Genomic DNA, 21,569 nt, shown 5'->3' with positions numbered 1-21,569 from the left:
GGCGACCAACGTAGCTCGTTTCCAAGCGCAATACCCGCACTAGGGTACCATTCGCGCTTTGCTCGTACGGGGGCTTCGCATGATCCGCAGCATGACCGCCTTCGCTGGTGCCGAGCGCATCACGCCCTGGGGGACGTTGGGGTGCGAGTTGCGTTCGGTCAACCACCGTTTCCTGGAAGTGGGCGTGCGCCTGCCGGAGGAACTGCGTGCGCTGGAACCGCAACTGCGTGAGCGCGTGGCCGCGCGCATTAGTCGCGGCAAGCTGGACTTGATGCTGCGTCTGCGCGCGCCCGACACGGCACAGACATTGGCGGTGAACGACACGCTGGTCGAGCAGTTGGGCATCCTCGCGCAGCGGCTCGGCGTGCGTTTCCCGCAGTTGCGGGTGCAGTTCGTCGATCTGTTGCAACTGCCCGGCGTGTTGCAGGGACACGTGGTGGACCCGGCGTTGCTGCAGGCGCAGGCGCTGGAATTGCTGGACGAGGTGCTGGCCGAATTCGTTGCCGCCCGCGAGCGCGAGGGCGGCAAGCTGGCCGCCGCGATCGTCGAACGGGTGGACGCGGTGGAGCGCATCGCCGGCGAGGTGCGGACCCTGATCCCGGTCATTCGCGATGGTCAGCGGGCCAAGTTGGCGGCGCGCCTGGCCGACCTGTCGCATCCGGTCGATCCGGGGCGGGTGGAGCAGGAGCTGGTGCTGTGGCTGCAGAAACTCGATGTGGACGAGGAACTGGACCGGCTCGGCAGCCACATCAAAGAATTGCGCCGGGTGCTGTGCCAACCGGAACCGGCTGGGCGGCGCCTGGATTTTCTGCTGCAGGAATTCAACCGCGAAGCCAACACGCTGGGCTCCAAATCGGTGGATAGCCGCACTTCCAACGCTGCGGTGGAACTGAAGGTGTTGATCGACCAGATCCGCGAGCAGGTGCAGAACCTGGAATAGGAAGGCGACGGACTGCATGGCGGCACCGCCCGTTTGCGACGGCTCCCTCCAATCCCGGTAGCATATCCGCCCCGTAGGTATGGCCCGCGGGCCGTTTGCGACTTCGTCTTCCCAATCGAATCTTGATCCTATGCGTGGCACCCTCTACATCGTCGCGGCCCCTTCCGGTGCCGGCAAGAGCAGCATTGTCAACGCGACCCTGACGCGCGACCCGCAGATCGCGTTGTCGATCTCGTTCACCTCGCGCGCGCCGCGCCCGGGCGAACGTCATGCCGAGCATTATCACTTCGTCGCTGCCACGGAGTTCCAGCGCATGATCGAGGCCGGCGATTTCTTCGAATATGCCAGCGTGCATGGCGACTGGAAGGGCACCGCGCGGCAATCGGTGGAGCCGCAGTTGGCTGCCGGTCGCGATGTGCTGCTGGAGATCGACTGGCAAGGCGCGCGTCAGGTGCGCGCCAAGGTGCCCGACGCGGTCAGCGTGTTCATTCTGCCGCCGTCGCGGCAGGCGCTGGAGCAGCGCATGCGCAAGCGCGGTCAGGACAGCGAGGCGGTCATCGCGCAGCGGCTGGCCGCCGCACGCGAGGAGATGTCGCACTACGCCGATTTCGACTACGTTATCGTCAACGAGCATTTCGATACGGCGGTGGACGAGATGTGCGCGATCTTCGTCGCCAGCCGCCTGCGCCGCCTGCCGCAACAGCAGCGCCATGCCGGGCTGATCGCGACCCTCCTGCAGGAATCGCCAACTGGCTGATTCCAAAGGAAACTGAATGGGGTTGGGTTGATTTCGGGCGGGTGTCGCCCTACAATCGCCGCCCTTTCCCTCATTCCAACGCGTGGCCGTCGCCGGCCCGCCGGGAGCCCGCATGGCCCGCATCACCGTAGAAGATTGCCTGGAAGTTGTGAACAACCGTTTCGAACTGGTCATGATGGCGTCCAAGCGCGCCCGCCAGCTTGCCAACGGCGTGCAGGCCACCCTCGACAACACTGACTCGTCCGACAAGCCCACCGTGCTGGCGTTGCGCGAGATCGCCGCGCGCAAGATCGACAATGCGCTGATCGATCAGGTCGAGAAAGCAGAGCGCGAGCGCGCCGAGCGCGAAGCACTGGAATGGGCCGCCGCCGAGGTCGTTGCCGACGAGGACATGTCCAAGAACGACGACTGATCGCGCTGCCGCGCTGCGATCGTTCGACGAGCAGCCCGCATCCGCGGGCTGTTTCGTTTTTACGGTTTGCCGTCCACGCGCCGCTGACATAGTCTTTGCCCATGAACCCAGGTCCCCCCGCCCAGGTCGCCAGTGCCGCGCCGTCACCAGTCGATGCGTCAGTCCCCGACTATGTCCTGCAACTGGAGCGCAGCGCCAGTTATCTGCCTGCCGAGCAAATACCGTTGCTGCGCCGCGCTTGGGAAGTCGGTGCGTCCGCACATGCCGGGCAGACCCGCAAGTCAGGCGAACCCTATATCACCCATCCTGTGGCGGTGGCGGGGGTGTTAGCCGATTTGGGTCTGGACGTGGAGGCGCTGATTGCGGCCATCCTGCACGACACCATCGAGGATACGCCGTTGACTCGCGCCGAGCTGGCTGCCGAATTCGGCGAAGCGGTGGCCGAACTGGTCGATGGCGTCACCAAGCTGGACAAACTCAAGTTTCGCGACCGTCAGGAGGCGGCCGCAGAGAGTTTCCGTAAAATGCTATTGGCGATGTCGCGCGACCTGCGCGTGATCATGATCAAGCTCGCCGACCGCCTGCATAACATGCGCACGCTCGGCGCGCAGAGTGCCGAGGCGCGTGGCCGTATCGCCCGAGAGACCTTGGAAATCTACGCGCCGATCGCGCAGCGTCTGGGTATGAGCTTGATGAAGTCCGAGTTGCAGAATCTCGGTTTTCGCGCGCTGCATCCGTGGCGCCACGCGATCATCGAGAAGCATATCCGTAGTCAGCCGGTGGTGCGCCGCGAGTCGATGACCCTGGTGGAAGTGCAGTTGTCGCAGCGCTTGGCCAAGGAAGGGTTGGAGCACCGTTTGGTCAGCCGGATCAAGACCCCGTGGAGCATCTACAACAAGATGCGCGACGAGAACAAATCCTTCGATCAGGTGATGGATGTGTTCGGCTTTCGGCTGGTGTTGCGCGGGGTATCCGACTGCTATCACGCGCTGGGCGCGGTGCATGCCACATTCAAACCGCTGGATGCGCGTTTCCGCGATTTCATCGCCATTCCCAAGGCCAACGGCTACCAGTCGCTGCATACGGTGTTGTTCGGTCCCTATGGCTCGCCCATCGAGGTGCAGATCCGCACCGAGGAGATGGATCTGATTGCCGAACGTGGCGTCGCCGCGCACTGGACCTACAAGTTCGGCGGCGACTCGCCCAACAACGCACAGAGCCGCGCGCACGCTTGGATCGTCGAGTTGATCGAATCCCAGCGCGCTGCCGGCTCCTCGCTGGAGTTTCTGGATAACGTCAAGGTCGATCTGTTTCCGGACGAGGTTTATCTGTTCACGCCAAAGGGCAAGATCCTGGCGTTGCCGCGCAATTCCACCGCGCTGGATTTCGCCTATGCGGTACACACTGACGTCGGCAACCGCGCGGTGGCCTCGCGCGTGGACAAGAAACTGGTACCTCTGCGCACCAAACTGGTCAGCGGGCAGACCGTTGAGGTGATCACCGCACGCTCGGCCACGCCGAAGCCGCAGTGGTTGGAATTCGTGGTCAGTAGCAAGGCGCGCACCGCGATTCGCCACCAGCTCAAGCAACTCGAACACGAGGACGCGGTGCAGCTTGGCCACCGCATGCTCGACCGCGCGTTGGAGGCGATGGACAGTGCCTTGGAGCGCCTGCCGAAGGGGCGCCTGGATTCGTTCCTCAGCGAGCACCGCTACCCGCGCCTGGAGGCATTGCTGGCCGACATCGCGTTGGGCAACTGGATGCCGACCCAAGCCGCGCAGGCGCTGATGGCCTATGCCGAGTTGCGTGGCGGCGGTCATTCCAAGCATTCGCAGGAAAAGATCCTGATCAACGGGACCGAGCGCGGCGTGGTCAGCTTCGCCAATTGTTGCCAGCCGATTCCTGGCGACGAGATCATGGGCTATCACACCGCCGGCAAGGGCATCGTGGTGCACCGCCTGGATTGCCCGAACCTGGCCGAACTGCGCAAGTCGCCCGAGCGCTGGGTGCCGATCGATTGGGACGCCAGTGTCATCGGCGATTACGATACTGCCTTGGTCGTGGACGTGGAAAACCGCACGGGTGTGCTGGCGCAACTGGCCGCGGCGATCGCGCAGAGCCAATCCAACATCGAGCGCGTGGACTACCTGGACCGCGATTTCAATGCGGCGGTGCTGCGTTTCAATATCCAGGTGCGCGACCGCAATCACCTGGCCGAAGTGATGCGCCGGTTGCGACGTCTGAGTGCAGTGCAGAGCGTGCGCCGCCAGTAAGCTCGGGATGCGGGGAGACGGATTTTCTGCGAGCGCGTGGCAAGCGTATCGTTTGGGGCGTAGGACCCGCGTCCCGGCTAAACTACGCGGAGATTTCCCATCCTTGGAGTGGACATGTCTCGCCAGATCATCCAGACCGACCGTGCGCCGGCGGCCATTGGCCCCTATTCGCAGGCCGTACGCGTTGGTCATACCGTGTACTTTTCCGGGCAGATCCCGCTGGATCCGGCGACGGGCGAGATCGTCGTCGGCGACATCGTGGCGCAGGCGCGGCGCGCGTTCGACAACTTGCGGGCGGTGGCCGAGGCGGCGGGCGGCTCGCTAGAGCGCATCGTGCGCCTGGGCTTGTATCTCACCGATCTGTCGCAGTTTGCGCAGGTCAATGCGGTGATGCAGGACTACTTCCAGACGCCGTTTCCCGCACGTTCCACCATCGAGGTCTCGGCACTGCCCAAAGGTGCCGGCTTCGAGGTGGACGCGGTGATGGTGCTGGACTGACCAGCGCTCGTGCCGCGGGTGCAGGTTCCGCCGCCGGCGCTGTCGGCGGCCGGCGAGGCGCCGCTGACGACGCTGCCCGGCGTCGGTCCCAAACTGGCGGAGAAATTCGCCGCGCGTGGTCTGTCCACGTTGCAGGATCTGTGGCTGCACCTGCCGCTGCGCTATGAGGATCGCACGCGGCTGACGGCGGTGGCCGCGCTGCAGCCAGGGATGCCCGCACAGGTCGATGTGCGGGTGCTGGCGGTGGATCGGGGTTTTCGCTACCGGCCGATGCTGCGTGTCGCGGTGGCCGATGCATCGCATGGCACCTTGGTGTTGCGCTTTTTCCAGTTCCGCGCGGCGCAGGCGGCACAGTTCGTGGTCGGTGCGCGCTTGCGTGCTTTCGGTACGCCCAAGCCGGGCCAGCATGGGCTGGAGTTCGTGCATCCGAGTTATCAGTTCCTCGGCGAAGGCGAGGAGGTGGCGCTGGGCGATCGTCTGGACCCGGTATATCCGGTGGTGGAAGGGGTCGGTCCGGCCACCCTGCGCCGACTGATCGGCCAGGCGCTGGATCGCTTGCCGGAAGACGCGTCGCTGGAACTGTTGCCGCCAGTGTTGCTGGCCGAACTCGGCTTGCCGTCCTTGCGTCACGCGTTGCTGGTCGCGCACCGGCCACCGCCGCAGGCCGATCTCGCCGCACTGGCCGCTGGTCTGCATCCGGCGCAGCAGCGGCTGGTGTTGGAAGAGTTGCTCGCGCACCACCTGAGCCTGCGTCGCCAGCGGATTGCCTTGCAGCGGCAGCCGGCGCCGTCGCTGCACAGTCGCGGACGGTTGGTCAAGCGCCTGCAGCAGTCGCTGCCGTTCCAGCTGACCGGTGCGCAGTTGCGGGTGTTCGCGCAAATTCGCGCCGATCTTGAGCGGCCGGCGCCGATGCTGCGGCTGGTGCAGGGCGATGTCGGCAGCGGCAAGACCGTGGTCGCGGCGCTGGCCGCGATGCTAGCGGTGGACAAGGGCAAGCAGGCGGCGCTGGCGGCACCGACCGAACTGCTTGCCGAGCAGCATCTGACGAACTTGCGTACGTGGCTGGAGCCGCTGGGAGTGCGCGTCGCCTGGCTGGCCGGCAAGGTCACCGGCAAGGCGCGCAGTACGGTGTTGGCACAGATCGCCTCGGGCGAGGCGCAGGTGGTGGTCGGCACGCATGCCTTGATGCAGGCGGCTGTGACATTCCACGATCTGGCGCTGGCCATCGTCGACGAGCAGCACCGCTTTGGCGTGCACCAGCGTCTGGCGCTGCGCGACAAGGGCGCCTCGGGCGCGGGCGTACCGCACCAATTGGTGATGACCGCCACGCCGATCCCGCGCACGTTGGCGATGGCCGCCTATGCCGACCTGGATGTCTCGGCGATCGATGAATTACCGCCGGGTCGTACGCCGGTGCAGACCATCGTGCTCAATGCCGAGCGCCGTCCCGAGTTGGTGCAACGCATTCGCGTGGCCTGTGCCGAAGGGCGTCAGGCGTATTGGGTATGCACTTTGATCGAGGATGCCGAGGACGCCGAGACATCCGCGCAGGCCGGTGCCGGCAATCGGCTTGAGGCCAGTGCCGCGCAGGCCACCTTCGAGACACTGTCGGCGCAATTGCCGGAGCTACGCGTGGGCCTGGCCCATGGGCGTATGAAATCGTCGGAAAAGCAGGCGGCGATGCGCGCCTTCAAACAAGGCGAGATCGACCTGCTCGTCGCCACCACGGTCATCGAGGTCGGCGTGGACGTGCCCAACGCTTCGCTGATGATCATCGAGAACGCCGAGCGTCTGGGATTGGCCCAACTGCACCAGTTGCGTGGCCGGGTCGGACGCGGTGCGGCTGTCTCCAGTTGCGTGCTGATGTACCAGGCACCGTTGTCGGCGATGGCGCGGCAGCGGTTGGAAACCATGCGTCAAACCAACGATGGTTTCGTGATCGCGGAAAAAGACCTGGAATTGCGAGGCCCTGGCGAGTTGCTGGGAACGCGCCAGACCGGCTTGGCGGCGTTCCGCGTGGCCGATCTTGCGCGTGACGCGGGATTGCTGCCGCGGGTGCATGCGTTGGCCGATCGGTTGCTGGACGCATCGCCTGCACTGGCCGACCGCATCGTCGCACGCTGGGTCGGCGGCGCGGTGCGGTTCGTGGCGGCTTGATGGGTGGCTCAGAACCAGGATTTTTCGGCTAGAGCGTGTTACGAACTTCCGCGTCACCGAATAGCCGCCTATGCGGCACCGCCGACATCGGCAATGCGGCGGTCCGTGGCAGGATGGACCGCCGCGCGTATCAGCGGTTGTTAGCTGGAATTTTAATTGGTGATGTAGATATTGTTTTTAATATTGAAATATACTTCATTGGTGTTATTCACAGTATAACTGCTCAGAAATACATTGGCCACAGCACTATTGGCGCTGCAGTTGGACGTACTCATCCCACGCGCGCTGTAAGTGAAGCCGTATAGGACCATTGCTCCGTTTGGGACTTCACCGAAGCCACCAGTGCCATCCCGCGGCGGCGCGGTCACTTGGATGCACGCCCATCCGCCATGGTTATTAACGTTTTGTATGTAAATAGCTTTCACGGCGGGGTTAAAATTTAGCGTGTAAGTCGGCACCGCCGTGGCCTGGCCTGCGCTAGCCGATGCGGCGACGCCTGCCGTCAGTGCGAACACAGTGCACAACGCGGCTTTACGGAAATGACGAATGGTCGAATGTGTTGTCATGATGATCGCCTTCAATTTGGAAAGGGATACGGCCTGTTTGCCAACTGTTTGGGTGCGCAGCGTCAATGCAAGGCGCTGGTCATTATTACTATGAATCGCCCAGTGTTCCGTAGACATTCATGGCCCTCGTTGCGCGTAGCGCCGCTCCAACTCTACAGGCGATATGTCGCCATTTGAACCATGGCGGCGTTTGGGGTTGTAAAACATCTCGATATAGTCGAACACCTCGGCCCGTGCGGTGTCCTTGGTTGGGATAGACTCGTTGTCTGATCCGCTCGCGTTTGAGCAGGCCGAAGAAGCTCTCCACGGTGGTACAACGCGCTGGCCGGAACGATCAACGGCTTGTACAAGGCTGAGGTGATTCACCGGCGCTCATGGCGCAACCGCCAGGACGTCGAACTGGCCACGCTCGATTGGGTGGACTGGTACAACCACAAACGTTTGCTGGGGTCGATCGGGAACATTCGGCTAGCAGAAGCCGAAGCGGCTTACCATCGACAACAAGCCGGTTACGCCGAAGCGGCGTGACTCAAACCAAACAGCCTCCCAACTTTTCGGGGCGGTTCAGGGTGAAGCCGGCCTTGATGCCGCAGCTTTGCGCAGATGATCGCTGACGTCGGCCCTACAGCGCGTAGCCGAATTGCTGCTTGAATTGGTCGTTGAAGTCGTTGAAGTCGAAGCGCTGGTTCTGTGTGCCGTGGTGCTCGACTTTCAAGGCCCCCATCAGATTGCCCATACGCCCGATGGTCAGCCAGTCGCAGCCGCGTTGCAGGCCGAAGATCATGCCGGCGCGGAAGGCGTCGCCGCAGCCAGTCGGGTCGACCACGCGGCGTTCGTGTGCCGGCGGAATGTCGTAGGTCTTCTCCGCCGTATGCACCAACGCACCCTTCGGACCTTGTGTGGCGATGTAAGCTTGCACGCGCGAGACGATGTCGCGCTCGTTCCAGCCGGTGCGCTCCTGCAGTAGATTTGACTCGTAGTCGTTGACCACGACGTAGTCGGACTGTTCGATGAAGGTGCGCAGTTCCGCGCCGTTGAACAGTGGCATGGCCTGGCCTGGGTCGAAGACGAAGGGGATGCCGCTGGCGGCGAACTCCTCTGCATTCTGGATCATGCCTTCGCGCCCGTCCGGACCGACCAAGCCCAGGGTTACCCCGGGCACGTCTTTGACGTGATTCTCGTAGCTGCGCATCATCGCGCCTGGGTGGAAGGCGGTGATCTGGTTGTTGTCGTGGTCGGTGGTGATGAAAGCCTGTGGGGTGAACAGCCCGTCGATCACTTTGACCTGAGACAAGTCGATGCCCAGCGACTGGAAATGTTCGCGATAGGGGCCGAAATCCTCGCCTACCGTGCCCATCGGGATCGGCTGGCCGCCGAGCAGATGCAGGTTGTAGGCGATGTTGCCGGCGCAGCCGCCGAACTCGCGGCGCATCCGTGGCACTAGGAACGAGACGTTCAGGATATGCACCTTGTCCGGCAGGATATGGTTCTTGAACTGGTCCGGGAACACCATGATGGTGTCGAAAGCAAGAGAACCACAGATCAATACGGACATCGGGCAGGCCTTGGCGAAGGGATGAACCCGTATTCAGACGGGCGAGGCGTGGCATCGCCCCGGCGCAAAGGGTAACGGCTGCGGCCGGGCAGGGCTACCATCGCGAGGACGTGGTCTCCAAAAGGGCCGAGTAGTATGCGGTTTGGCGTAGAATTTCCTTGCCCGGTCCGTGGGCGGTTGCTAGGCTAGCGAACTTCGTTTTTTGCCCATTTTTTCGCCATTCGGCGACAGCGCGCGCCCCAGGACACAATTTCCAGATGTTCAAGAAACTCCGCGGCATGTTCTCCAACGACCTGTCCATCGATTTGGGCACGGCCAACACCCTCATTTACGTGCGTGGTCAGGGCATCGTGCTGAACGAGCCGTCTGTGGTGTCGGTGCGGCAGGACCGCGCGATCGGCGGGACCCGCTCGGTGGCCGCCGTCGGTGCCGAGGCCAAGCAGATGCTTGGCCGCACCCCGGGGCACATCACCACCATTCGCCCGATGAAGGATGGCGTCATCGCGGATTTCACCTATACCGAGGCGATGCTGAAGCACTTCATCAAGAAAGTGCACAAATCGCGCTTTTTGCGTCCCAGCCCGCGTGTGCTGGTGTGCGTGCCTGCGGGTTCGACCCAGGTCGAGCGCCGTGCAATTAAGGAATCGGCCGAGGAGGCCGGTGCCCGTGATGTGTATCTGATCGAGGAGCCGATGGCGGCGGCGATCGGTGCCGGCATGCCGGTCACCGAGGCACGCGGTTCGATGGTCATCGATATCGGCGGCGGCACGACCGAAGTGGCCGTTATCTCGCTGAACGGCATCGTCTACTCGCAGTCGGTGCGCATCGGTGGCGATCGTTTCGACGAGTCGATCACCAACTACGTGCGCCGCAACCACGGCATGTTGATCGGTGAAGCCACCGCCGAGCGCATCAAGCTGGAGATCGGCTGCGCTTACCCGCAGTCGGAGGTGCAGGAGATGGAGATCTCCGGCCGCAATCTCGCCGAGGGCGTGCCGAAGATGATCAAGATCAACTCTAACGAGGTGCTGGAGGCCTTGCACGAGCCGCTGTCGGGTATCGTCTCTGCGGTCAAACTGGCGCTGGAACAGACCCCGCCGGAATTGTGCGCCGATGTCGCCGAACGGGGCATCGTGCTGACTGGCGGCGGCGCGCTGCTACGCGATATGGACCGGCTGATTTCCGAGGAAACCGGATTGCACGTGCAGGTCGCCGACGATCCGCTCACCTGCGTGGCGCGCGGCGGTGGTCGTGCGCTTGAGTTGGTTGACATGCACGGCAACGAGTTCTTCGCCCCGGAGTGATGGCCGAGGCCGGAAATGGGCGATCGGCGACGGTGGTATTGCGTGGATGGGCTGGGGGTTCGCTCAGGGATGGCGCCTGTTGCCTCGTGTGTCTGCGCACCTGATCCTGGCTGGGTCGCGTGCCCGCGATGCGCCCGCTTGTTGTGTTGTTCCGATGTTCTTTTTTCCGACTTCCGGCTCTGATCCGTGCCTCTTTACGCCGGTCCTCCCGTCACTGCCCGCCCTGGCGAATCCACGAGTACGCCGCGTTTGTTGGCGTATTTGGCGATGGCGCTGATGTTGATCGTACTCGACACGCGTGTCGATTGGCTGGCCCGTTTGCGAGGTCAGGCGACGGTGCTGGTGCAGCCGATCTGGGCATTGGTCGGCCTGCCCGGGCGGCTGGGCACACAGGTGCAGGAAAATGCCGCCAGTCATGCGCAGTTGGTTAGGGAGAATCGTGCGCTGCGTAACCAATTGCTGATCGCCAAGGCGCGCCTGACCCGTTTGCAGACCGCAGCATTGGACAACGCGCAGTTGCGCGAGTTGCTGGGTGTGGCCGAGCGCCGTGGACTGGACGTACAACTGGCGCCGATCCTGGATATCGATCTGGATCCGACCCGGCAACGCTTGGTATTGGACGCTGGTAGCCGTGACGGCGTGCGTGTCGGTCAGTCGGTGATCGACGCCGGTGGTCTGATGGGCCAGGTAATCGCGGTGACGCCACTGCATTCCACCGTCCTGCTGTTGACCGATCCGGACCATGCGGTGCCGGTGACGGTGGCGCGCAATGGGGAGCGCCTGATCGCCTATGGTCGTGGTGGGAGCCTGGAGTTGCGCGACATCCCGCTCAGTGCCGGGGTCGAAGTGGGCGATGAGATCGTGACTTCCGGCTTGGGCGGTCGCTTTCCGGCCGGTTTCCCGGTCGGTACTATCTCCACGCTGCGTCCCGACGACACCCATGCCTTCCTGGTCGGTGAGTTGAAGCCTGCGGCGAAGCTTGATCGTGGGCGGGATGTGTTGTTGCTGAAGCCGGGGCTCGTCGACAAGCCGAGGCCAGGAGGTGCGTCGGTGCCGGTTGAGCAGCAGAACACCGAGCGCGTCGCGGCGCCAGCGACGCATGCGTCTGATTTCCAAGCCGCCGCTGCGGCCCGTATGCCCCTGTCTGGCACCCAGGTTGCGGCCCAGGCCCATGTCTCGGGGAGTAATGCTCCACGAGCAGATTCCTCCCGTGTCCCGGCTTCGTCCCCGTCCTCAACGGCCAACCCGCAGTCCGCAGGCTCAACCAACGCTCCGCGCCCCGTGCTCCGCGTTCGGAATCCGACTCAGATTCCCTCGGCAGTGCCAGCGCAGCAGGAGCCGCCGCCATGAGCCGTCTACGCAGCAGAGGCTGGGTTCTGCCTGTCAGCGTGATCGTGGCCCTGCTGCTGGGCCTGATGCCGCTGCCACTGGCGGTACAGCCGCTGCGGCCATACTGGCTGGCATTGGTGCTGGCGTATTGGGTAATCGAGACGCCGGACAAGATCGGCCTTGGTTTTGCGTTTGTGGTCGGGGTACTCACCGATCTTCTGTACGGTGGAGTGTTGGGCGAACAGGCCTTGCGGCTGGTGATCCTGAGTTTCATCCTGCAGCGGTTCCGCGCGCGTATTCGCTTCTTCCCGATGTCTCAGCAGGCGCTGGTGATCGGCGGGTTGCTGCTCAACGATCGCATCGTTGCTGCGGCGGTGCATTTGTCGGTCGGCGAGCCGACTCTGCCGTGGCGCTATTGGTGGGCGCCGCTGTTGGGTATGCTGCTGTGGACGCCGTTGTTCGTGCTGCTGGATAGGCTGCGGCTGGGCCGTCGGGGCAAGTAGCATGGCCCTGAACACGCGCCACGCGCAAAAGAATCCGCATGCCGAGGCCGAGCAGTTTCGGCGCCGTGCGGCGCTGGGTTTGCTGGGGGCGTTGCTGGCATTGCTTGGCTTGGGCGGTTGGTACTTCAAGCTTCAGGTACTGGACCACGATGTCTACGCCACGCGTTCGGACGCCAACCGGATCAAGCCGCGGCCGGTGGTGCCTGGGCGTGGCATGATCTACGACCGCAACGGCCGCCTGTTGGCCGAAAACCTGCCCGCGTTCCGGCTCGACGTGACCCCGGACAAGGTGGCGGACATGGACGCGCTGTTGGCCGCATTGGGCAACGTCATTGCACTGTCGCCCGAGGACATCGAGCACTTCCAGGCCGCGCGCAAGGCGAGCCGCAGTTTCCGTCCAATCACCTTGAAACTGCGTGTGAGCGAAGAGGAACGGGCGCGTTTCGCCGTGGATCGCTGGCGCTTTCCGGGCGTGGAGTTGGAGCCGTATCTGACTCGCCACTATCCCTATGGCGACCTGTTTGCGCACGTCATCGGTTACGTCGGTCGTATCGACGAGAAGGATCTGGAGACGCTGGGGGAGGGCAATGCGGCACTGACTCACATCGGTAAATCGGGGTTGGAGCGGTATTACGAGGAACAACTGCGCGGCCAGGTCGGTTACGAACAGGTCGAGACCAACGTACAGGGCCGTGCGATTCGTACCGTCGGCCGGGTGCCTGCGCAGTCCGGCGCCGATCTGCGCCTGTCCATCGACGCCGATCTGCAACGCGCCATGGTTGCCGCGTTCGGAGACTATCAGGGGTCGGCGATTGCTCTCGATCCGCGGACGGGTGAGATCTTGGCGATGGTCAGTCTGCCGGCTTACGACCCGAATCTATTCGTCAACGGCATTTCTCACGCGGATTTTCAGGCGCTCAACAGCGATCCGTCGCGGCCGCAATTCAACCGGCTGGTGTTGGGTGGCGTGGCCCCTGGTTCGACGATCAAGCCGTTCATGGGCCTAGCGGGTCTGGAGAGCGGTACCCGTCGCCCGGAGGACAAGATCCTGTCCACCGGCATGTTCTATCTGCCAGGTGTCAGCCGTGGCTGGGGCGACTCGCATCGGGGCGGGCACGGTTGGACCGACCTGCGCAAGTCGATCGCGCAATCGGTGAATACCTACTATTACAAGCTGGCTGTCGACATGGGCATTACCAAGGTCGACCATTACATGGGCCGCTATGGTTTTGGCAGTCCGACCGGCATCGACCTGATCGGCGAGACCGGTGGCATCGTGCCGTCGCCGGCCTACAAGGCGAAGAGTCGCAAGGAAGCGTGGTACCCGGGTGATACGGTCAACATCGCTATCGGCCAGGGCGACTGGAAAGTGACGCCGCTGCAATTGGCGCGTGGGGTGGCCGGGATTGCCGACGGTCGGTTGCGCACGCCGCATCTGGTGATGGCCACGCGTGCGGCCTTCGATCAGCCATGGAAGCCGATAGCGATCGGGCCGGGCAAGCCGATCAGCGACAATCCTGGCAACCTACAGGCGGTGCGCGAAGGCATGATGGACACCATGCGCCCAGGCGGTAGCGGTTATTCCATCACCGTCGGTGCGCCCTACCAGATGGCGGGCAAGACCGGTACCGCACAGGTGGTCAGCCGCAAGGGGCTGGCTGCGGTGGATCCGCGCAACCTGCCGATGCACCTGCGCCACCGTTCGCTGTTCGAGGGCTTTGCCCCGGCAGACCATCCGACCATCGCCCTGGCGATCGCGGTGGAGGGCGGCGGTTACGGCGCCAGCACCGCAGCGCCGATTGCGCGCAAGATATTCGATGCTTGGCTGCTCGGGCGCCTGCCTGCCGGTATCGAACCGTTGGACAGCCTGCGCGGCGCCACCGCATTCGGCAGCCGGCTCTACTATGCCGAAGATCCGCGTTCGCGCGCCGCCGCCGACGCGGTCGCGCTGGCCGTCGGCGAGCGCCCGGTGCTGATCGGTCAGGCCGAGGTGGATGCCGCGGCAGTGCCGTTGCCGTCGGCACCGCCGCCGATCCCCGACGAGATCCCGGACGAACGATGAAGGATTTCCTGCGCTGGCTGGTCGAGATCGGTGGCCGTTTCGCCAGTACCCTGGACTGGGTGCTGTGCCTGGCCCTGGGCGCGCTGATGGTGATGGGGCTGGCCGTACTCAAGAGCGCTGGCGGCAACCATTTGGTGATGGCGCAGGGCGCGCGCTTTGCAATCGGAGCGGCGGCGATGTGGGGTCTGTCGCGGGTCTCGACGTTGCGTCTGCGTGCATGGACGCCGCTGATCTATACGTTTTCGATGCTGCCGCTGCTGGCCGTGTTCGTGCTGGGCACTGGCAAGTACGGCCGGCAATGGCTGAATTTGAAGCTGTTCTATCTGCAGCCGGCCGAACTGCTGAAGATCAGCATGCCGATGATGGTGGCCTGGTATCTGCACCGCATGCCGCTGCCGCCGCGGATTTTCACTGTACTGGTCAGCGGGATCATCATCGGCATCCCGACCGCGCTCATCATGTTGCAGCCGGATTTCGGCACTGGTGTGCTGATCGCCGCCAGTGGCGGTTTCGTGCTGTTGCTGGCGGGGCTGCCGTGGTGGTGGGTGGGTATCGCCGTCGGTGGCGTTGCCGCGGCGGCACCAGTGGCTTGGTACTGGCTGCTACGGCCTTACCAGAAAGACCGCATCATGATGTTCCTCAATCCGGAGAGCGACGCGCTCGGTGCTGGCTGGAACATCATCCAGTCCAAGATCGCGATCGGTTCCGGCGGTCTGTACGGCAAGGGCTGGGGCATGGGTTCGCAGTCGCATCTGAACTTCATCCCGGAGCAGACCACCGATTTCGCCTTCTCCGTGCTCAGCGAGGAATTCGGCTGGATCGGCGTAGCCACCGTGCTGACCCTTTACATGGTAGTGATCGGGCGCTGTTTGTGGATCGCTGCGCAGGCCCGTGACACCTTCTCGCGCCTGCTGGCTGGGGCCACCGGGCTGGCGTTCTTCGTCTATGTGCTGGTCAACGGCGGCATGATTTCCGGGGTGTTGCCGGTGGTCGGTGTGCCAATGCCACTGATGAGCTACGGCGGTACTTCGGCGGTGTCGCTGTTGGCCGGGCTGGGGTTAGTGATGGCGGTGAAATCCTACCGGCCGGTGCATGGTTACTGAGCGCTGACCAGTGTGTTTTCCTGGTATTGGGTTTCATCATGGCGTGTTCACGCCGTGCTGAATGATTGCAGCATGTGTCTGCCTCGATCACAATATCTCTTGGTGCGATGTGGTTATGATGATCCTCGCCGAGTTGTGTATTAGCGTAGAAAGGTTGTCTTGTCATGCAGGGCGGCGCTGATTTGCTTGGTGCCCGACATACATCCGTGGCATGACGTCAGCGTAGCGCACCTGTTCGATTTGGGTTCCAGGGACGGCCAACTGCGCGGCTGTCGTGCTTTTTTCTCGCTTTACTCCTAACTCGCTCGGTCGCGCCGGTATGGCTGTCTGTTGATGAAATTGCTACGAATCTTGCTGTTGATGTGTATGGTGTTGGGGTTGAGTGGCTATGTCCTGTTCCGCTATTACTTTCCGCAGTGCACGCTGCACAGTAAGGGTTACGGTCGCGCGACCTTGGTGCATCCGCCGGCTGTACCGCAAGGATTGGTGATCCTGCTTGCCAGCGGCAACGCGGCGCAACGGCAGGACGCGGCGACCCGCATTGCTGCCACCGGTGTACTGGTCGCGGTGGTCGACGGCGAGCGTTATCTCGAGCACTTGGGTCGTGCTGAACATCGTTGCGATAAAGCTTGGCGCGATGCGGAGCATCTGAGCCGGCACCTGCAACGTGAATTACACGGCGACAGCTACTTTTTGCCCATGTTGGCCGGAACTGGGCGCATGGCGACGCTGGTGGAGCGCATCGTCGGTGCCGCGCCCGGCGCGACCCTGGGCGGTGCCGTTGGCGTCGCGCCGCTGCCTACCGAGGTTTGTGCCGGGCGCGGCGGCGCCATACCGGCGCAGAGCTTCGTCGATACCGTGGCCGCGCCGGCCACCGGTACCCCGGAGGCGGCGTTGGCCACGCGTGTGGCCGCGCATTTGCATGCGTCTGGGCGTGGCGGTGTGCTGGACGATCTGCCGCTTATCGAAATGTCTGTTCCCAGGGCGGGCGCGCCGCTGGCGATCGTGTTGTCCGGTGACGGCGGCTGGCGCGACATCGACAAGGGGATTGCCGAAGCACTGCAACGTCGCGGCATAGCCGTGGTCGGGTGGGACAGCCTGCGGTATTTTTGGCGGGTTAAGTCGCCCGCGCAGTCCAGCGCCGACCTGAGCCGGGTCATCGCCTATTACCAGCAGCGGTGGCGTTCACAGAAGATTTTGTTGGTCGGCTATTCCTTCGGCGCGGCGACGCTGCCCTTCATGTACAACCGTCTGCCATCGTCGCAGCGGTCCGAGGTCGGGTTGTTGGCGTTGCTGGGTCTTGCGGACAAGGCCGATTTCCAGATCCGCGTGCGTGGCTGGTTGCATCTGGGCGAAACCGACGACGCGCTGGCAGTGCTGCCGGAGGTTGCGCGCATTGCTCCATCGCAATTGCTGTGCGTCTACGGCGACAAGGAGAAGGACACATTGTGTCCGTCCCTGCGTGCGCGTGGTGCGCAGGTCGTGGCGTTGCATGGTGGTCACCATTTCGATGAGCGTCCTGCGGGCCTGGCCAGCATTGTCGAGAACCGCTGGCAGCAACTGTCCGTTAACGAGGAGATTTCCTCGATCGAATTCGAAGCGTCGGTGCCGCCGTCTTTGGCGACATCCGTTGCACCGTCGCATGTGCCGGCCGTGGTCAGGGAGTGATGTGATACCGCGCCACGCACTCTGCCTCATCCTGATGGCGGTGCTGGCCGCACGTCCAGCATGCGCGGCCACAGGCGATAGTCGCGCGGTTGTCGAACCATCCATTCCCGCGGCCTGCGGACAGCCGCTGTTGGCCACGCTGCAGCCGAAACAGCGCGTCTTTGCTGATGCATTGGAACGGCGTCCGCCGGATACCGCGCGTATCCAAGCTGCATTGGATCGTTGCGCGTCCGTTGGTCGTGGACGTGGCGCCGTGTTGTTGCGTGCAGGCACTGGCTCCGCGTTCTTGACCGGGCCGTTGCGCATCGGTAGCGATGTGACCCTGGCGATCGATGCCGGCGTGACCCTGTTCGCCTCGCGCAACCCGTCCGATTATCAGAACCCCGGTCGCAACCGATGCGGTCAGGCGGCGGCGCGCAGCGGCGCTTGCCGGGCGCTGATCACGCTAGAAGGCCGCGCGTTGGGCGTGATGGGCGTGCGCGACCGCGCCGGTCATCAGGGCAGCATCGATGGTCGTGGCGACCTGCCTATGCTCGGTAGCGACGACAGTTGGTGGCGATTTGCCCGCAAGGCCAAGGCCGATGGCCTGACCCAGAACAATCCCGATCTCATCCGCGCGCAGAGCGTCGCCGATTTGCGCGTTTACCATGTCAACCTGCTCAACGCGCCGTACTTCCACCTGTTCGTGCACGGCGGCGACGGCGTTACCGTCTGGGGCGTGCGGGTCAAAGCGCCGGCCAATAGTCCTAATACCGATGGTCTGGATCTGGACAGCGTCACCAACGCAACCCTGTTCGACAACGACGTAATGACCGGCGACGACGGTGTGGCGATCAAGACCAGTGCGGCCAGCTCGGCCAACATCACCGTGCGGGCCTCACGCTTCTATGGCACCCACGGCATTTCCATCGGTAGCGAGGTGATGCACGGCGTCGGCAACGTGCTGGTGGACGGCAACAGCCTGGTCGGCCACGATGCCGACGACATCGTCGCCACCGATAACAACGGCCTGCGCATCAAGACGGGTCTGGCCAAGGGTGGCCCGGTGCGCGACGTCACTTATCGCAATACCTGTCTGTTCGGTGTGGCCAAGCCGTTGGTGATCAATCCGCTGTACGGCGGCGGCCATGGCGGCCGTGGGGCCGTGCCGACCTTCGAGCGCATTGTGGTCGAAGGTTTGAAGGCGCAGGACACGCCGACGGGCAAGAGCGGCGTGGTGCAGGGCTATAGTGCTGCTGCGCCGCTGGATTTGGTACTCGCGCATGTGTCGGCCGACGTGACCACGCTCAAGATCGACAACGCGCGCATCGGTGTGGATCGTTCCAACCTGCAGGTGAATGCCGATAGCGCCGTCACGACGTATGCGGTCTCGGTGGCGGGCACGGTGCCGGTGTGCGACAGTCCGCCGGTGTTCCCGACTCTGTAGTGCTGGCCCCGCATGCGCGTGTCGGCCGCGCGTTCTGCGTTGTTCGAGGGCATGGTTGTATCTGTGTCGCGGCTTGTACAGCACCGGCATTGTTCGCGGTTCGTGCGAATGACGCTTCAGGTCAGGTTGCTGTGGGCTCGCGCTTCCCTGGTAAAGCCGACGACCTTCATCCGCATGATCCTGGATGATCAGTTCGCCGGATCGATCTGCTCGACATCGGCCTGCTGTTTTGCTCTCGGTGTCCCCTGGGGTTTCCTGGTCGCTGGACGCAAGCCCGGCTGTTCTTTTCCCGCTACTGCTACTCGATGTCGGCGGGGTGGGCTGTGCTGCATCTGTGGAACGCAACACAGTGCGTCGTCTTGGTGTGATGGTAAAGTTCTTATGTTTCATGGTTTTATTGGTGAAAATTCATCTTGAATCTGTTAGGGTGTCGACATGATCCGATACGTGCTGATGTGCCTACTCGCCCTTGGCTTGGTTGCATGCGCGACTCTGCCCAAGGCGCTCCCGTCGTCGCAGGCCAGCGGGTCGCCGTCTGCATCGCGTTCAACCCGCCCGGTGGAGACGTTGCCGGAGACCGTGTCGGCACCGCCGGTCGATCTGACCCCGGTACCGTTTGAAACCGCGCGCGCAAACTTCGTGCGCGACACCGCGACGAAGTACGGCCTGGATCCCGCGCAGATCGAGGCGGCTCTGGCAAAGGCGCAGTTCAAGGATGCGATCGTGGAGGCGATGTCGCGCCCGGCCGAGCGGGTCAAGCCGTGGAGCGAGTACCGGCCGATGTTCATCACCCCGGCGCAGATCGATAACGGCCGTGCCTTCGTGGCTGCCCATCGCGATGCGCTGATGCGCGTACAGGCGCGCACTGGTGTCTCTGCCGAGATCATCGTCGCGATCATTGGCGTGGAGACCAGCTATGGCAAGAACATGGGCAAGTACCGTGTGCTGGATGCCCTGTACACGCTGGCGTTCCGCTATCCGCGCAGTGGCGATCCGGCCAATCTCGAGCGCGAGGTGCGTCGCGAACTGTATTTCCGCGATGAACTCGGCCAACTGTTCGCGCTGGTCCACGAAGAACACGTTGACATCACCACGCTGATGGGCAGCTACGCTGGCGCCATGGGCCTTGGTCAATTCATGCCTTCCAGCTACCGCCAGTACGCGGTCGATGGCGATGGCGATGGCAAGCGCAATATGTTCACCGACTACAACGATGCGTTCGCCTCCATTGCCAACTACTTCGTCAAGAGGGGGGGCTGGGTACGCGGTGGCCTGGTCGCCGTGCCGGCCACGCTGCGCGCTGGCGCCGAGGAATTCAATCCGAGCGATTGGAAACCGATCTACACCATGACCGACCTAGCCGCGCGCGGTTACACGCCGAATGTGCCAGTCCCCGCCGGTGCCACCGCCACCCCGATCACACTCGATGGCAGTACCGGCAAGCAGTACTGGTTTGGCTTCCAGAACTACTACGCGATCACCCGCTACAACGCCTCCAAAATGTATGCGATGGCGGTTTACCAACTGTCCCAGGCCATCGCAGGTAAGGAATTGCCGCCGGCATGAACCCGCACGCGCTGCTCCGGATCGCTCCTGTCGTCGCTGTGTTGGCGTTGGCCGCCTGCAGTAGCGCCCCGAAGAAGACCGTAAGCAGTCGCGTTCCCGGGATCAAAGTCGAAGGTCGCGGGCCGGTACATATCGCCACTGGCTGTCCCGTTACCTCGCCTTACGCGCCCGCCAAAGAAGACCTATCCAAGCGCGGCAACTACACCGCCGGCGGGCTGTACGCGCCCGGGGTGCGCGACAGCACGCCCGATGAGGTGCCCAACGTCGCCTGCATCCCCGAGCCGCTGGTCACCGACGAGCCACGCTCGCTGATCGGCAACCGCTCCCCCTACATGGTGCTGGGCCGCGCGTACACCGTCATCGACGATCCGCACAGTTATGTCGAACGCGGTACCGCCTCCTATTACGGCAACAAATTCCATGGTCGCCTGACGTCGAATCGGGAGGTCTACGATATGTACGCCTTCACCGCCGCACACAAGACCCTGCCGCTGCCCAGCTTCGCCCTGGTCACCAATCTGGACAACGGCGCATCGGTGGTGGTGCGAATCAACGACCGTGGCCCGTTTCATGATGATCGGCTGATCGATCTGAGCTATGCGGCGGCGGTCAAGCTAGGGATCACCGGCAATGGCACTGGTCGAGTGGAGGTGCGGGGGCTGACTCCGGCCGACAATGGCGATCTGCTTGTCAGGCGTCACAGCGTCCGGCCTGCTGGCACCTTGGTGGCCAGCGCCGGCTCTGCCGATGCCGCCGCGGTGCGGCGCGCGAGGGAAATGGACACTCTGGTCAAGACCTTGCCGTCCAGGTCGGGCGTGGTTGCTGCCCCGCCTGCGACGCCGACCGCAGCCGCGGCCGCGGCCGCTGCGGCCGCCGCTGCGCTCCCGGAGGGCGAGCGCTGGCGTTACCGGGTCCAGGCCGACGCCAACACCCCTCCCAATGCCGATCGTTTCGATGCGTGGATGAAGTCGCGCGGCGTGCATGTCGCCACCGGCAAGCCGACCACGCTCCAACAATCCAGCGTGGTCGTTGCCGCTCCGGCTCCGGCACGCAGCGTCCCAGCCGTGGCGACTGCCAGTGCGCCCGCAGTTGTGCCCGCAATGTCTAGCGCCAGGAGCAGCGTTGCCCTCGCAACGCCGGCCGTAGCCGCACCGGTCAGTCCCCCTGTGTCGCCCACACCTGCCGAGGCGACATCGTCGCGCGGGCCGCTCGGCATCCTGCTGCAGGTCGCTAGCTTCGCCAGCCGGGAGAATGCCAATCGCGCGCTGTCGCAGTTGGCGTCCGCCGGCATCGTCGGTGGCAGCATCAGCGACATCGTTTCCGGCGGGCGGACATTGTGGCGTCTGCGGGTCGAGGCTGGGGATCACAGCAGTGCCGCCGAGTTGGCCGCGCGTATTGCCGGACTCGGCTTCGGCCGTCCCCAGATCGTGAAAGACTGAGGTGTGTCGTT

General features: G+C 63.8%; 17 protein-coding genes and 2 pseudogenes. 16 read left to right on the top strand and 3 right to left on the bottom strand.

The annotated features are described in order from the left end of the window. The first annotated feature begins 79 nt into the window (after nt 1–79). The 6 genes from XalbCFBP2523_RS07815 (at nt 80) to recG (ending at nt 7,037) form a co-directional block, all read left to right on the top strand. The gene (locus XalbCFBP2523_RS07815; RefSeq protein WP_045761739.1) at nt 80–940 is read left to right on the top strand and encodes a YicC/YloC family endoribonuclease; all 861 of its coding nucleotides are present in this window, start codon (nt 80–82) and stop codon (nt 938–940) included. A 130-nt stretch (nt 941–1,070) separates the two neighbouring features. After that, nucleotides 1,071–1,697, top strand: coding sequence for a guanylate kinase (gene gmk, locus XalbCFBP2523_RS07810; RefSeq protein ID WP_045765385.1), 627 nt, complete (start codon nt 1,071–1,073; stop codon nt 1,695–1,697). A gap of 112 nt (nt 1,698–1,809) precedes the next feature. Next, on the top strand, nt 1,810–2,109 hold the full coding sequence (gene rpoZ, locus XalbCFBP2523_RS07805) for a DNA-directed RNA polymerase subunit omega (protein ID WP_012915326.1): 300 nt from the start codon (nt 1,810–1,812) through the stop codon (nt 2,107–2,109). Between the two features lie 101 nt (nt 2,110–2,210). Then, nucleotides 2,211–4,382, top strand: a complete 2,172-nt coding sequence (locus XalbCFBP2523_RS07800) for a RelA/SpoT family protein (protein WP_012915327.1) — start codon at nt 2,211–2,213, stop codon at nt 4,380–4,382. Nucleotides 4,383–4,496: 114 nt separating this feature from the next. Then, complete coding sequence (locus XalbCFBP2523_RS07795) at nt 4,497–4,880, top strand: RidA family protein (RefSeq protein ID WP_012915328.1); 384 nt, start codon at nt 4,497–4,499, stop codon at nt 4,878–4,880. Nucleotides 4,881–4,889: 9 nt separating this feature from the next. Beyond that, nucleotides 4,890–7,037: an ATP-dependent DNA helicase RecG gene (recG, locus tag XalbCFBP2523_RS07790; protein ID WP_045765386.1), complete on the top strand. Its 2,148-nt coding sequence runs from the start codon at nt 4,890–4,892 to the stop codon at nt 7,035–7,037. Nucleotides 7,038–7,189: 152 nt separating this feature from the next. On the opposite strand, the gene XalbCFBP2523_RS16335 is transcribed toward recG, so the two are convergent. Together XalbCFBP2523_RS16335 and XalbCFBP2523_RS07785 are read right to left on the bottom strand one after the other, a co-directional pair. Continuing rightward, nucleotides 7,190–7,720 (bottom strand): hypothetical protein, encoded by a 531-nt coding sequence (locus XalbCFBP2523_RS16335; RefSeq protein WP_146084061.1) that lies wholly within the window; start codon nt 7,718–7,720, stop codon nt 7,190–7,192. After that, nucleotides 7,721–7,907: pseudogene (locus tag XalbCFBP2523_RS07785) on the bottom strand (IS3 family transposase); the annotation flags it as partial. 11 nt (nt 7,908–7,918) lie between these two features. Here XalbCFBP2523_RS07785 and XalbCFBP2523_RS07780 point away from each other — a divergent pair. Further along, nucleotides 7,919–8,131 (top strand): annotated as a pseudogene (locus XalbCFBP2523_RS07780) (integrase core domain-containing protein); the annotation flags it as partial. Between the two features lie 94 nt (nt 8,132–8,225). Here XalbCFBP2523_RS07780 and XalbCFBP2523_RS07775 read toward each other — a convergent pair. Continuing rightward, nucleotides 8,226–9,158 (bottom strand): carbohydrate kinase family protein, encoded by a 933-nt coding sequence (locus tag XalbCFBP2523_RS07775; RefSeq protein WP_012915332.1) that lies wholly within the window; start codon nt 9,156–9,158, stop codon nt 8,226–8,228. A 257-nt stretch (nt 9,159–9,415) separates the two neighbouring features. On the opposite strand from XalbCFBP2523_RS07775, the gene XalbCFBP2523_RS07770 reads away from it, so the two are divergent. The 9 genes from XalbCFBP2523_RS07770 (at nt 9,416) to XalbCFBP2523_RS07730 (ending at nt 21,558) form a co-directional block, all read left to right on the top strand. Further along, nucleotides 9,416–10,462, top strand: a complete 1,047-nt coding sequence (locus tag XalbCFBP2523_RS07770; RefSeq protein ID WP_012915333.1) for a rod shape-determining protein — start codon at nt 9,416–9,418, stop codon at nt 10,460–10,462. A gap of 186 nt (nt 10,463–10,648) precedes the next feature. Continuing rightward, nucleotides 10,649–11,812 (top strand): rod shape-determining protein MreC, encoded by a 1,164-nt coding sequence (mreC, locus tag XalbCFBP2523_RS07765; protein WP_012915334.1) that lies wholly within the window; start codon nt 10,649–10,651, stop codon nt 11,810–11,812. Further along, entirely contained in the window at nt 11,809–12,294 is a 486-nt protein-coding gene (gene mreD, locus XalbCFBP2523_RS07760) for a rod shape-determining protein MreD (RefSeq protein WP_012915335.1), read from the top strand. Before mreC ends, mreD begins: the two co-directional genes overlap by 4 nt. A 1-nt stretch (nt 12,295) precedes the next feature. Beyond that, nucleotides 12,296–14,356, top strand: coding sequence for a penicillin-binding protein 2 (gene mrdA, locus XalbCFBP2523_RS07755; protein ID WP_045765387.1), 2,061 nt, complete (start codon nt 12,296–12,298; stop codon nt 14,354–14,356). Further along, nucleotides 14,353–15,459, top strand: coding sequence for a rod shape-determining protein RodA (gene rodA / locus XalbCFBP2523_RS07750; protein ID WP_012915337.1), 1,107 nt, complete (start codon nt 14,353–14,355; stop codon nt 15,457–15,459). The genes mrdA and rodA overlap by 4 nt, the downstream gene beginning before the upstream one ends. 333 nt (nt 15,460–15,792) lie before the next feature. Continuing rightward, on the top strand, nt 15,793–17,127 hold the full coding sequence (locus XalbCFBP2523_RS07745; RefSeq protein ID WP_080928050.1) for a virulence factor family protein: 1,335 nt from the start codon (nt 15,793–15,795) through the stop codon (nt 17,125–17,127). Beyond that, a complete protein-coding gene (locus XalbCFBP2523_RS07740) occupies nt 17,102–18,553 on the top strand; it encodes a glycoside hydrolase family 28 protein (RefSeq protein ID WP_080928051.1) in 1,452 nt (483 codons plus the stop codon). Before XalbCFBP2523_RS07745 ends, XalbCFBP2523_RS07740 begins: the two co-directional genes overlap by 26 nt. A 435-nt stretch (nt 18,554–18,988) precedes the next feature. Continuing rightward, the gene (gene mltB / locus XalbCFBP2523_RS07735; protein WP_045765389.1) at nt 18,989–20,119 is read left to right on the top strand and encodes a lytic murein transglycosylase B; all 1,131 of its coding nucleotides are present in this window, start codon (nt 18,989–18,991) and stop codon (nt 20,117–20,119) included. After that, nucleotides 20,116–21,558, top strand: coding sequence for a septal ring lytic transglycosylase RlpA family protein (locus XalbCFBP2523_RS07730; protein ID WP_045765390.1), 1,443 nt, complete (start codon nt 20,116–20,118; stop codon nt 21,556–21,558). Before mltB ends, XalbCFBP2523_RS07730 begins: the two co-directional genes overlap by 4 nt. Nucleotides 21,559–21,569: the final 11 nt, after the last annotated feature.

Source organism: Xanthomonas albilineans (assembly GCF_002939705.1).
GTDB lineage: Bacteria > Pseudomonadota > Gammaproteobacteria > Xanthomonadales > Xanthomonadaceae > Xanthomonas_A > Xanthomonas_A albilineans.
The sequence above is the reverse complement of the archived record's forward strand: the minus strand, read 5'-3'. Positions and strand labels throughout refer to the sequence as shown.